Source organism: Actinomadura violacea (assembly GCF_017573465.1).
In the GTDB taxonomy this organism is placed as follows: Bacteria; Actinomycetota; Actinomycetes; order Streptosporangiales; family Streptosporangiaceae; genus Spirillospora; species Spirillospora violacea.
In genome coordinates this window covers 238,277-250,515 of the sequence record NZ_JAGEPF010000005.1, presented here as the reverse complement: position 1 = coordinate 250,515, position 12,239 = coordinate 238,277, and the positions used below count along the sequence as shown (strand labels likewise).

At 73.7% G+C, this 12,239-nt stretch carries 10 protein-coding genes; 5 read left to right on the top strand and 5 right to left on the bottom strand.

Annotation, left to right across the window (positions count from 1 at the left end; translation table 11 throughout):
* Position 1: 1 nt before the first annotated feature.
* Positions 2-1,789, top strand: coding sequence for an ABC transporter permease (locus J4709_RS08940; protein WP_208238990.1), 1,788 nt, complete (start codon positions 2-4; stop codon positions 1,787-1,789).
* Positions 1,790-1,798: 9 nt separating this feature from the next.
* Here the strand turns inward: J4709_RS08940 and J4709_RS08935 are convergent, their stop codons facing one another.
* The 3 genes from J4709_RS08935 to J4709_RS08925 are packed head-to-tail and all read right to left on the bottom strand — an operon-like array spanning position 1,799 to position 5,106.
* Positions 1,799-2,833: a phosphotransferase family protein gene (locus J4709_RS08935; protein ID WP_208238989.1), complete on the bottom strand. Its 1,035-nt coding sequence runs from the start codon at positions 2,831-2,833 to the stop codon at positions 1,799-1,801.
* Between the two features lie 4 nt (positions 2,834-2,837).
* On the bottom strand, positions 2,838-3,914 hold the full coding sequence (locus J4709_RS08930) for a TIGR03857 family LLM class F420-dependent oxidoreductase (RefSeq protein ID WP_208238988.1): 1,077 nt from the start codon (positions 3,912-3,914) through the stop codon (positions 2,838-2,840).
* A gap of 1 nt (position 3,915) precedes the next feature.
* Positions 3,916-5,106, bottom strand: coding sequence for a cytochrome P450 (locus J4709_RS08925; protein ID WP_208238987.1), 1,191 nt, complete (start codon positions 5,104-5,106; stop codon positions 3,916-3,918).
* Positions 5,107-5,253: 147 nt separating this feature from the next.
* Here J4709_RS08925 and J4709_RS08920 point away from each other — a divergent pair, with 147 nt between their 5' ends.
* From J4709_RS08920 to J4709_RS55465, 3 genes are all read left to right on the top strand, one after another.
* The gene (locus tag J4709_RS08920; RefSeq protein WP_208238986.1) at positions 5,254-6,981 is read left to right on the top strand and encodes a class I adenylate-forming enzyme family protein; all 1,728 of its coding nucleotides are present in this window, start codon (positions 5,254-5,256) and stop codon (positions 6,979-6,981) included.
* A gap of 143 nt (positions 6,982-7,124) precedes the next feature.
* Positions 7,125-7,877: a GntR family transcriptional regulator gene (locus tag J4709_RS08915; RefSeq protein WP_307801093.1), complete on the top strand. Its 753-nt coding sequence runs from the start codon at positions 7,125-7,127 to the stop codon at positions 7,875-7,877.
* A 52-nt stretch (positions 7,878-7,929) separates the two neighbouring features.
* Positions 7,930-8,598, top strand: coding sequence for a PaaI family thioesterase (locus tag J4709_RS55465; RefSeq protein ID WP_208238985.1), 669 nt, complete (start codon positions 7,930-7,932; stop codon positions 8,596-8,598).
* 24 nt (positions 8,599-8,622) lie between these two features.
* Here the strand turns inward: J4709_RS55465 and J4709_RS08905 are convergent, their stop codons facing one another.
* On the bottom strand, positions 8,623-10,029 hold the full coding sequence (locus J4709_RS08905) for an alpha/beta hydrolase domain-containing protein (RefSeq protein WP_208238984.1): 1,407 nt from the start codon (positions 10,027-10,029) through the stop codon (positions 8,623-8,625).
* 41 nt (positions 10,030-10,070) lie between these two features.
* The gene (locus J4709_RS08900; RefSeq protein WP_208238983.1) at positions 10,071-10,526 is read right to left on the bottom strand and encodes a MarR family winged helix-turn-helix transcriptional regulator; all 456 of its coding nucleotides are present in this window, start codon (positions 10,524-10,526) and stop codon (positions 10,071-10,073) included.
* Between the two features lie 152 nt (positions 10,527-10,678).
* On the opposite strand from J4709_RS08900, the gene J4709_RS08895 reads away from it, so the two are divergent.
* Positions 10,679-12,124: an MFS transporter gene (locus J4709_RS08895; protein WP_307801092.1), complete on the top strand. Its 1,446-nt coding sequence runs from the start codon at positions 10,679-10,681 to the stop codon at positions 12,122-12,124.
* Positions 12,125-12,239 lie beyond the last annotated feature (115 nt).

Genomic DNA, 12,239 nt, shown 5'->3' with positions numbered 1-12,239 from the left:
CGTGGGACGCATCCTGCTGGTGCTCCGCCTCGTCGCGGCCGACGTGCGCCGCCATCCGGCCCAGGCCGCGATGATGCTGATGACGATCACCGCCGCCACGGCCGCGCTGTCGCTCGGCATGTCGCTGCGAGGCACGACCGACACCCTCTACCGGCAGACCCGCGCCGCCACGGCCGGGCCGGACGTGGTCGCGCTCACCCCCGGCGGCGACAAGGCCGCCACCTCGGCTCTGAGATCGCTGACGCGGGCGCCCGAGGTCACCGCGCATAGCGGGCCGCACCGCCAGTACTACACGACCGTGACGGCGCACGGCCTGACGTCGGCCGCGGTGGCGCAGGGCGCCGGGGCGGCACCGGGCCCGGTCGATCGTCCTCTGGTCACGTCGGGCACCTGGGTGCGTCCCGGCGGTGTGGTGGTCGAGCGCGGCTTCGCCGCCGCCCTGCGCGTCCGGGTCGGCGACCGCGTCACCGTCGCCGGCCGTTCGCTTCCCGTCACCGGGATCGCCGTGGGTGCGGGGCACCCCGTCTACCCGGGGGCGCAGATGATGGGCCCGGGCGGCGGTCCGAGCGACTACAGCGGCCTGGTCTGGATGAGCGAGGCCGACACCGGGCCGCTGGCGGCCGCCGGCCTCCCGGTGACCTCCCTGCTCTACCTCGACCTGCGGGATCCCGCCGCCGCACAGGAGTTCGTCGAGTCCCGCCGCCAGTTCGGTGATGAGCACCAGACGAACTTCTTCACCTGGCAGTTCATGGCCGAAGACGACGCGCGCATACTCCGGCAGGGCCAGCCGGTCCTGGTGATCGGCAGCTGGCTGCTGGCCCTGCTGGCCGTCGGCGGCGTGGCCACCCTGGCGGCGGGACGCGCCGCCAAGCAGACCCGCCGCGTCGGGCTGCTCAAGGCCGTCGGCGCCACGCCCGGCCTCATCGCCGCCGTCCTGCTCGGCGAGTACCTGACGCTGGCGCTGATCGCCGACGCGCTGGGACTGGCGATCGCCCGGCTGGCCGCGCCCGGCCTCGCCAACCCGACCGCCAGCCTGCTGACCGCCGCCGCGGGCCCGTCCGATGACACCGTCGCCGCCACGACGTGCGTCGCCCTGGCCATGGCGGTCCTCACCACCCTCGGCCCGACGCGGCGCGCCCTGCGCACCGAGACCGTCTCCGCGCTGGCCGACACCGCCCGCCGGCCCGGCCACCGGCCCTGGTTGAACGGCCTGTCGGCGCTGCTGCCGACCCCGCTGCTGCTCGCGCTCCGCCTGATCGCCCGCCGGCCCGGCCGCGCCGTCCTGCACGCGTGGAGCATCGCGGTCATGATGATCGGCGCCACGGCCCTGCTGATGGCCCGCGTCCAGACCGACTTCGACTACGGCCTGGGCTCCTCCCACCTGGGCAACGTGCAGAGGGAGCAGGGCCACAACGTGCTGCTCGCCGTCACCGCCGCGCTGGCCGCGCTCGCCGCCGTGAACATCGTCACGATCACCTGGACGACCGCGCTGGAGGCCCGGCCCGTCATGGCGATCGCGCGCACGCTCGGCGCGACGCCGGGGCAGATCACGGCCGGGCTGTCCGCCGCGCAACTCCTCCCGACCGTGCCCGGTGCCGTGCTCGGCGTTCCCTTGGGGCTGTTCCTGGTGCTGTCCCTCTCCCCTCAGAACACCGTCGTGCCTCCCACGTGGTGGCTGTTCATCCCCGTGCTCGTCGCACCCTTGGCGACGGCGGCGCTCACCGCCGTGCCCGCGCGCCTCGCGGCCCGCCGGTCCGTCGCCCGGACCCTCAGCGTCGAAACAGGATGAGCGCCGCCGTCAGATCAGGCCGAGCGAGCCGAGGTCGCGGATGGCGGCGCAGGAACGGGTGGTCATCGTTAGGAACATGCGGTCGCCGCGTTCGGTGCGCGTCCCGTACGCGCAGCCCAGGACGGTGATCAGCGGCCCCTGAAGGGCGGCGAACCGGTAGTCGTCGTAGCACTCGTCCAGGTCGTAGCCGTCCACGCCGTATCCGGTCAGGGCGGCGTGGTAGGTCGCGACGAGCGACCGCTCGTGCGCTGCCCGGTCGGCGGGTTCCAGGCCGGTGCTGAGGAAGAAGGCCAGGTCACGGAGGGGGTGGCCGAGGCTGAGGGTCTGCCAGTCCACCGCCGTCGCGCCGCGTTCCGGGGCGGGCGGGAAGAGCAGGTTGTCGAGGCGGTAGTCGCCGTGGACGAGGCCGAAGCGTCCGGGACGGCCCGTCATCCACGCGGCGACCGCGCCGGTGGTGTCGCGGAGCGTGCCGACGTCCCGGTCGGAGAGTTCGCCGGCGAAGCGGTCCACGAAGGTCTCGACGGCGGGCGCGTACACCTCGCCGAGCGTGGCCGCGTCGTCGTCGCCGACCGTGCTCAGCCAGGGAAGGTCGGTCAGCGTCGGGTCGCACCAGCGCGGGCCGTGCAGGCCCGCGAGGTTCGTGACGGCGTCGGCCGCCTGCTCCGGCGTGCACCCGGCGATCTGGTCGCCCTGCGTCGCCGGGTGCAGATCGTCGAGCAGCAGGACGAACGCCGTGCCGTCGTCGGACAGGGCGCCATAGTGGCAGCGGGGCGTTCGCACCGCGACGGTCGGGGCGATGTCCCGATAGAAGGACACCTCGGTGCGGTAGACCGACGCGAGGAACGCGCGGGACGCCTCGTCCTCGGCGGCGAGCTTGGCGACCAGGCGGCGCGGGACGCCTTCGGCGCCCTCCAGCCGGAGGCGGTAGCACGCGCCGATCTGCCCGGAGCCGACCTTCTCCCAGGCGACGGAGGTCACCGGCGCCTCGAAGATCTCGCTGAGCGCGGCCGGGGTGAGCCCGGACGGGCCGTCGATGACGGGCACGTGGTCAGCTCCGTCCGGGGTTGTGCGGCGCGCCCGCGAAGCCCTCCGGCCTGACGTCGCGGTAGGCGGCCACGACCGGTTCGACCTCGGCTGGCGTGACGCCGTGCAGGATCACGCCGTCGGCGCCCGCGTCGAACTGGTCGAGGACGCGCCGCGCGCACACGGCGGCCGGGCCGGTCGCGGACGCGGCCAGCCACGCGTCCGGGATGAGCGCCGCGACGTGTTCGAGCTGCTCGGCCGTGCCGATCGCGTCGAACGCGCCCGGGAAGCCGTTGACGAGGTCGTCCGCGCGGAACCGGGCGAGGGGCGCCGGGTCCCAGCCGTTCACGCGGACGAGCAGGTCCCCGTAGCCCTGCAGGTAGGTGGCGAACCGGCCGACGAGCTTGCGGAGCCGCTGCTCCTCGTCCAGATGGTCGCCGACGGTGGCGAGGACCGACCAGACGCGGACGCTCGCGGGGTCGCGACCGGCCTTCTCGGCGCCGCGCCGCACCGCGTCCACCGAGCGGCTCAGCGTCTCGTCGGTGAAGAAGGTGTGCAGGACGACGCCGTCGGCGACGCGGCCGGCGAACTCGAGGGTCTTCTCGCCCATCGCCGTCAGCAGGATCGGGATGTCCTCGTCGAACGACGCGTCCTGGTTCAGGTAGGGGAAGTCGCCCGCGGGCCCGTGGTGGTCGACGACCGGCTCGCCGCGCCACAGCCGGCGCATGATGCCGATGAAGTCCTCCAGCTGCGCGGACGTGACGCGGGGCAGCCCCATCACGTCGAACAGCATGTCGAAGCCGCGGCCGAGGCCGAGCGCGAACCGCCCGCCGGTGAGCCGGTGCATCGTCGCCGCGAACGTCGCGGTGACGAGGGGGTGCCGGGTGTTGTGGTTGGTCGCGGCGGTGGCGATGCCGAGCCGCTCGCTCACCGCGCCCGCCGCGCCCGACAGGGTCGCGGCGTCCTTGGTGGCGAACCGCTCGGACAGGAACACCGAGCCCAGGCCGAGCCGCTCGCCGTCGCGCACCTGGCCGAGCAGGTCGCGGGGCGCGGACGAGTGCCCGGCCAGTCCGTAGAAGCCCAGCTCCGGCAGGTCGTCCATGTCAGTTCCCCAGCGGCGCGGACGGGGTGAACCGGACCTTCATCGACTCGTAGCCGGAGACGAAGTTCGCGGCCCGGTGGGCGGGCTCGGCGTCGTCGATCGGCTCGATGTCGGGCATCCGGGCCAGCAGCCGCTCGAACATCACCTTCAGCTCCAGCCGGGCGAGGCTGTTGCCGAGGCAGAAGTGCGGGCCGTTGCCGAACGCGATGTGGTCGTTGGGGGTGCGCTCCACGTCGAAGCGGAACGGGTCGTCGAACACGTCCGCGTCCCGGTTGGCCGACGGGTACAGCAGCAGCACCTTGTCGCCCTCGCGGATCGTCCGGCCGCCGAGCTCGACGTCGCGGTTCGCGGTCCGGTTCATGTTCTTGATGGGGGAGACCCAGCGCAGCATCTCCTCGACCGCGGTCGGGATCTTCCCGGGGTCGTCGACGAGCTTGCGGCGCTGGTCGGGGTGCAGGCACAGCTGGTACATGCCGCCGGAGATGACGTGCCGGGTCGTCTCGTCGCCGCCGATCAGGATCAGCAGCGACTCCTGCAGCAGCGAGTCGTGGTCGAGGTGGTCGCCGTCGATCTCGGCGTGCACGAGGATGCTGAGCAGGTCGTCGCCCGGTTCGGCGCGGCGCCGCTCGACGGCCCGGGACGCGTACTCGTTGAACCCGTTGAACGCCTCGCCTGCCTTGACCATCAGCTCCAGGTCGTCGCCGCCGGTCAGCGCGCACAGCATGTCGTCGGACCAAGTCAGCAGCTTCTGCCGGTCCTGCGGCGCGAAGCCGAGCGCGTCCCCGATGACGATCAGCGGCAGCTGCGCGGCGATGTCGTGGACGAAGTCGCACTCGCCGCGCTCGCAGACGCCGTCGAGGATCTCGTCGCAGATCCGCCGCAGGTAGTCCTCCTGCGCGGCGACCCGGCGCGGGGTGAACCCGGCGCTGACCAGCTTGCGGCGCAGCTTGTGCTCGGGGTCGTCCATGTCGATCATCATCGGCATCGCGGCGTTGTCGGGCCGGATGCCGTGCGCGCTGGAGAACGCGTCGGGGTTGCGGGAGACCGCCTTGACGTCGGCGTGCTTGGAGATCCCCCAGACGCCGCCGTTCTCGTCCCGGTAGACGGGCTCGTTCTCGCGGATCCAGCGCAGTTCCTCGTGCGGGTCGCGGCCCCAGAACTCGCCGCTGACCAGGTTGATCGACTCGTGCATGTGCCATCTCCACCAGTAGCGGCCGGCCGGCGGCGCCGGCCGGCGTGCGGTTCGCGCCCGACGGATCGAAATGAGACTGCAGTCTCATCATTTCGTAGACTTGATGTTATATACAAGGGTCGATCCGGCGGCCGACGGGAGCGATCCATGCCCACCCCCACCACCCTGGCGTGGCACGGCGACGAGCTCCTCGACGGCGGCCTGCGCGAGCTGCTGTGCGGGCCCGGCGCCATGTTCGAGCGCCGCGTCGAGGACGTGCTCGGCGTGCCTGCGGAGGTGTTCGCGCAGCGGGCGCCGCACGTCCCCGCCATGCTCGCGGGCGCCGCGTCCGGCACCCCCGGCCTGAGCTACCTGGCCTTCGCCGGCGCACCGGACGGCGCCGTGACGTTCGCCGAGGCGCACCGCCTGGCCGCCGCGTACGCCCGCGTCCTCAACACCCGCTACGGGATCGGCAAGGGCGACCGGGTGGCGGTGGCCGCGCCCAACGGGCTGGAGCACATCCTGCTGTGGTGGGCGACGCTGTCGCTCGGCGCGATCATGGCCGGGCTGAACGGCTGGTGGACGCCCGGCGAGCTCGACCACGGCATCGCGCTGACCGGGCCGTCGGTGCTGTTCGGCGCGGGACGGCCGCTGGCGCGCCTGGCGGAGACCCGCGCCGCGGCCGGCGGCGTCCCGGTCGTGTCCCTGGACGAGCTGCACGCCGCCGCGACGTCCCTGCCGGACCCGCCCGACGACCTGCCCGACGCCGGGCTCCACGAGGACGACCCCGCGGCGATCATGTTCACCAGCGGGACGACCGGACGCCCGAAGGGCGCCACCCTGTCGCACCGCAACTTCGTCCACTTCGGGCTGTTCGGCGGGCTCGGCGGCGCCGTCGACGCGCTCACCGGCCCGCCCGGACGCCGGCAGGTACCGGACGGCGTCCAGCGCGCGTCGGTGTTCGCCAACCCGCTGTTCCACGTCTCCGGTGCCTGCCTCGCGCTGGCGAACGCGCCGCTGTTCGGGCTGAAGCTCGTGCTGCCACCGCCCGGACGCTGGGACGCCGAGGCCGCGCTGAAGCTGACCCACGACCACCGGCTGACGCAGTGGACCGGCGTCCCCACCCACTTCTGGCGGATGCTCACCCACCCGCGGTTCGACGAGTACGACACCTCGCAGGTCGCGACGATCGGCAGCGGCGGCGCCACGTTCGCGCCGGAGCTGCTGCGGCTGTTCGAGGAGAGGCTGCCCGGCGTCGGAATCACCAACGGCTACGGGATGACCGAGACGACCGGGACCGGCACGTTCCTCAACGGCCGCGCGATGGACGGGCATCCGGCCTCGGTCGGCGCCGCCGCGCCCACCATCCGCGTGCAGGTCCGCGACGAGGACGGGGACCCGCTGCCCGAGGGCGAGGTCGGGCGCGTCCACATCAGCGGCGCGGGCGTGTTCCTCGGCTACTGGGGCGACGAGAAGGCGACGGCGGAGGCGCTCACGGCGGACCGCTGGTACCGGTCGAGCGACTTCGGCCGGATCGCGGGCGGCGTCCTGTACCTGGAGAGCCGGATGCGCGACCTGATCATCCGGGGCGGCGAGAACGTGTACCCGATCGAGATCGAGTACCGGCTCGTGGAGCATCCGGGGATCGCGGACGCCTGCGTGATCGGCGTGCCGCACACCGTCCTCGGCCAGGAGGTGAAGGCGGTCGTGGTGCCCCGCGACGGCGTCCGCCTCACCGAGCGGGAGGTCCGGGACTGGGTCGCCGCGGGGCTCGCGTCCTTCAAGGTCCCCGCGCACGTCGAGTTCCGCGACGCGCTGCCCTACAACGAGACCGGCAAGGTCATCAAGCGGCTCCTGGAGGAGGCGCCGCCCGCCGGACGCGGCCATGCGATCTGATAACGGCTACAATATATTCTTTGCGCGCCGAGTGCCGGGACGCGCCGCCGCGCCGGACGTGCGGGCCGCCGGACGCGGGGAGTGCGCGCTGCTAGCTTTGCGTTGCGTGCCGGGCGGCGCCGGACCGCCCACCGAACCTGGGGGTGAGACAGATCCCGCGGAGCCAGGAACCCGAGCTGCGGGGCGCGGCGGACGGGGCCGGCGGGCTGCCGGGGCAGAACCTGTCCCGGCTGACCAGCGGCGAGCAGGTCCGGCTCTACCTGCGCCGGCTGATCTTCGACGGCGTGCTGCGGCAGGGGCAGCGGGTCCCGCAGGACGCGGTGGCCCGCGCGCTCGGGGTGTCGCGGATCCCGGTCCGGGAGGCGCTGATCGCGCTGGAGCGGGAGGGCTGGATCACGATCATCGCCCACCGCGGGGCGTTCGTGAACGCGCTCGACGCGTCGTCGGTGCACGACCACTACGAGCTGTACGGGCTGTTCTACGGCTTCGCGGTCCGGCGCGCGGTGGAGCGGCAGGGGGCCGAGCTGGGCGAGCGGCTGGCGCCGCTGCAGAAGGAGCTCGCCGCGGCCGGCGACCCGGAGGCGCTGCAGGAGCTGAGCGCGCGCTTCCACCGGCTCATCGTGGAGGCCGCGCAGTCGCCGCGGCTGCGCAACATGCTGAAGCAGATGACCGGGATCGTGCCCGGCAACTTCTTCGAGCTGGTGCCCGGCGTGCAGGCGGTGGAGAAGCGCGGCACGGCGGCGATCGTCCGGGCCGTCCGGAAGGCGGACGCGCAGGCCGCGGAGCGGGAGTACGTCGCGATGCTGCGCTCCCAGGGCGACCTCGTCGTCGAGCTGTTCCGCGGCCGCGGCATGTTCGAGCGGCCGGACGCGGAGGCGGCGCCCGCCTCGCCATGACACCCGTCCCGGCGCCTCCGCCGGGCCGGCGGCCTGATCAACGATGGTAGAGGTGCCTGTGACGAACACCCCCGAACCCCTGCACCCCGCGCTGGCGGGCCGCGAAGGCGAGTCCGCGGCGCTGACGGCCGCCCTCCGGCGCCTCATCGCGGTCGCCACGGCGACGACGGCGCCCGCGGACGCGACGCTGGCCGCGGCGCGCGAGCTGGAGTCCGTCGCGGACGCGCTGGAGCGGCACGTCCCCGACCCGCCGCTGCCGAAGACGCTGGTGCACCTCCCGGAGGACGGCAGGGCCGACTTCGCCGGGCGGATGGCCTACGACTTCGTCATCGGCCGGCACAACCCGATGGCCCTGCCGCTGGAGGTGGAGTTCGAGCCGCCGAAGGCGCTGCTGCGCGGCACGTTCACCCGGCCCTACGAGGGGCCGCCCGGCTGCGTGCACGGCGCGGTGCTCGCGGGCGCGTTCGACATCCTGTGCGCGGCGGCGAACTTCGCCGCCGGGGTCGCGGGCCCGACGGCCCGGCTGGAGATCGTCTACCGCCGCCCGACCCTGCTCGGGGAGCCGTGCCTGTTCGAGGGCGAGGTCGAGGCGCACGAGGGCAAGCGGGTGCGGACGGCCGGGCGGCTGCTGCAGCGCGGCCGGGTGACGGTCGAGGCGACGGGCGACTTCGTCCAGCTGGACCGCGAGGACATCGTCCGGATGGCCGCCCGGATGCAGTGAGGCTCCGCACCGGCCGGGCGGGCGTCAGGAGGCCGGGAAGGAGGCGGCGGCGAGCCCGGTGATCTCGTCGAGGTCGCCGGCGAGCAGGAACCCCGCCGCGACGGCCCGCTCGGCCGCGTCCCGGAACGCGGGCAGGTAGTCGTCCGCGCCGCGCGGGTACAGCCGCCGCAGCGTCGCCGCGCCGAACGGGCGCGTCGAGCCGAACAGCAGCGCGGCACCGGGCGCCGCTTCCTGGCCGAGGCCCGACAGCACCGCGACCGGCACGTCCACCCACGGCGTCCGGACGCCGCCGGTCGCGATGCCGTGCCCGTCCAGCCGCAGCCGGACCGGTTCGCCCGGCTCCAGGCCGAGGCGGTCGGCGGACGCCGGGGGAGCGCCGGTGCGCACCCAGCGGTCCAGCGCGGCGATCGCGGCCTGCGCGACGTAGTGCTGCTGCGGACCGGAGTTGATCGGCAGCGGGAACTCGGCGCCGAGCGGAGCGGACCGCGGCGCCAGCATCGCCGCCAGCTCGTCCGGGCGGCGCCGCCCGGAGTCGCGGAACGCGGCGTCGATCGTGTAGGTGTCGGCGTGCGCGGTGCCCGCCACCTCCCACAGCCGGAACCGCTCGCCGTCGGGCTGCCGCGACCCCGCCGAGCGCAGCAGCCCCGCCACGTCGGTCTCGCTCTGCAGCGTGATGACGGGCGCGCCGCCGTCGGTGCGGATCTGGACGCGTCCCTCCCGCGTCTCCCAGCGCGTCCCGTCGAGGAACGCCGGCCTGCCCGGGCGGCCGTGGATCAGGTACCCGTCGTAGCCGCCGGCGACCGGCGCGACCGCGTTGACGAACGTGACGAGATGCGCGGCCGACTGCGACTGGCCCACGGCGAGGACGCGGGACGCCCGCAGCGGCCCGAGGACGCCGCCCTCCTGCCGCGCGAGCCGCCCTACCTGCGCGAAGACGTCGTATGAGAACGCGTTGCCGGGATGGTCGAGGGGCGCGTACCGCTCCGGATCGGTCTTCTTCAGCGGCGGAAGGATGATCGAGGAGAAGTCGCCCTCCGTGCTCGACAGCCTGGAGAAGAGCGACTCGCCGTCGATGGAGTCCCGCTGGGCGGAGACGCCGATCCAGGCGGCGCCGTCCCGGATCAGCTGCCGGTGCAGGGTCAGCCAGCCCGCCGGGGCGTCCGCGCCGGACGAGACGTTGAGCCACTCGACCACGACCGTCCCGCCGAACGCCGCCGGATCGGCCGGCCGGTACACCACCAGCCGCGTCGTGAAGGGCGCGCGGCGGCCGGGCCGGACGGGCCACACGCCGTCGTCGCCGGTCCCGCCGGCGGGCTCGTACGCGGTGGCCTCGCCCGAGACGAAGTACTCGGCCGCCGTGTACCCGGACTCGCCGAGGTCGAAGAACGTGGAGATCAGGGACGGGGGGCCGTCCACGAGCCGGATGTCCATTCCCTTGCCGTCCTTTCTTCGCCCCGGAAGGCGGGGAGTGCTCAGGGGCGCGGCCAGGGGCGGCCGCTCAGCCGCTCGATGTCGGCGTTGAAGCGCTTGAGGCAGTCGGCGAACGTCTGCACGTCCTCCGGCGGCCACTCGGCCATGATCTTGTCCAGGCTCGCGACGATCCGGCCGCGCTCCTCGTCGAGGCGGCGCTCGCCCTCGGCGGTGATGCGGAACTTGCGGGCGATGCCGCCCTCGGGGTCGGGGATGCGCTCGGCCAGCCCGGAGCGCACCATCGCGGAGGTCTGCCGGTTCAGCGTGGACGGATCGAGCCCGAACGCCTCGCTCAGCTGGCGGATCGACATCGGCCCCTCGACGCGGATGCGGCTCAGCAGGATGTAGGCGCTGCGCTCCAGATGCCCGGCCGCGCGCGCCGAGCCGCCCGCGAACTCCAGGCTGTGCCGCCCGAGCAGCATGGTCTCGTACTCGACCCGATGCGTCGGTCTGTCCATGGTGCCTCCGATCCGTGCCCCCGGGATCGGCCCTCCGGGCGCGTGCTCCTGCCTATCACAACGCATGTGCGGCATACACACGTTGTGTATCTACCACATCGTATGTATCGTGCACATGGTCGAGACCGTCGTTCCCCGAAGAGGAGACCCACGTGGACGAGTCCGGGCCCGCCGCCCGCCCGAACGGCATCGTCGCGGTGCTGGCCGTGGCGGGCATCGTCGCCGCGTTCATGCAGACGCTGGTCGTGCCGCTGATCGCCGACCTGCCGAGGCTGCTGCACACCACGGCCTCCAACGCGACCTGGGTGATCACCGGCACGCTGCTGGCCTCCGCGGTCGCCATGCCGATGATCGGCCGCCTCGGCGACCTGTACGGCAAGCGCCGGCTGATGCTGGCCTGCATGGTGCCGCTGATCGCCGGCTCGGTGGTCTGCGCGCTGTCGGGCTCGCTCTGGCCGATGATCATCGGCCGCGGGATGCAGGGCCTCGGCATGGGCATGATCCCGCTCGGCATCAGCGCGCTGCGCGACCTGCTGCCGCCCGAGCGGCTCGGCTCGTCCATCGCGCTGATGAGCTCCTCGATGGGCATCGGCGGCGCCTTCGGGCTGCCGATCGCCGCGCTGGTCGCCGAGAACACCAACTGGCGCGTGCTGTTCTGGGGATCGGCGGCGCTGAGCGTCCTCGTCGCCGTGCTGATCTGGCTGCTGGTGCCCGCCGTCCCCGCGCAGGCCAAGGGCCGGTTCGACGCCCTCGGCGCGGTCGGGCTCGGCGCGGGCCTGGTGTGCCTGCTGCTCGCCGTCTCCAAGGGCGCCGACTGGGGCTGGGCGAGCGGCACCACCATCGGCCTGTTCGCCGCCGCCGTCGTCGTCCTGCTCGCCTGGGGCCTGTGGGAGCTGCGCACCCGCGACCCGCTCGTCGACCTGCGCGTCACCGCGCGGCCGCAGGTGCTGCTCACCAACGCCGCGTCCGTCGTCGTCGGCTTCTCCATGTACGCCCAGTCGCTGATCGCCCCGCAGCTCCTGCAGCTGCCCGAGCAGACCGGGTACGGGCTCGGCCAGTCGATGGTCGCCGCCGGCCTTTGGATGGTCCCGTCCGGCCTGGTGATGATGGCTGTGTCCCCGCTCGGCGCGCGGCTGTCGGCCGCCCGCGGCCCCAAGGTCACGCTGATCTGCGGGGCCCTGGTCGTCGCGGTCGGGTACGGGTCGTCCCAGGTCCTGCTGGGGCACGCCTGGGGCCTGATGGTCTTCACCGCGATCTGCGGTGCCGGCGTCGGCCTCGCCTACGGCGCGATGCCCGCCCTGATCATGAGCGCGGTGCCGCGGTCGGAGACCGGCTCGGCCAACAGCTTCAACACGCTGATGCGCTCGATCGGCACGTCGGTGTCCGCCGCCGTCGTCGGCGCGGTGCTGTCGCAGATGACGATCAGCCTCGGCGGGCACGCGCTGCCCTCGGAGAACGGCTTCCGCACCGGCCTCGGGATCGGCTGCGGCGTCGCGGTCCTCGCCGCGCTGATCGCGATGACGATCCCGGGCCGCCGCGCTGCCGCCGCCGCCAAGGACGCCGCGCACGCCGAACCGTCCACCGAACCCGTCGCCTGACCGACCTCGAACGAACGCCGCGGGGCGGGCGCGCCATTGCGCCCGCCCCGCGGCGTTTCCCATGCATGCACGTAGTGGCGTCTTGCACTTACTGAGCGTGTTCGCCGTTGTTATA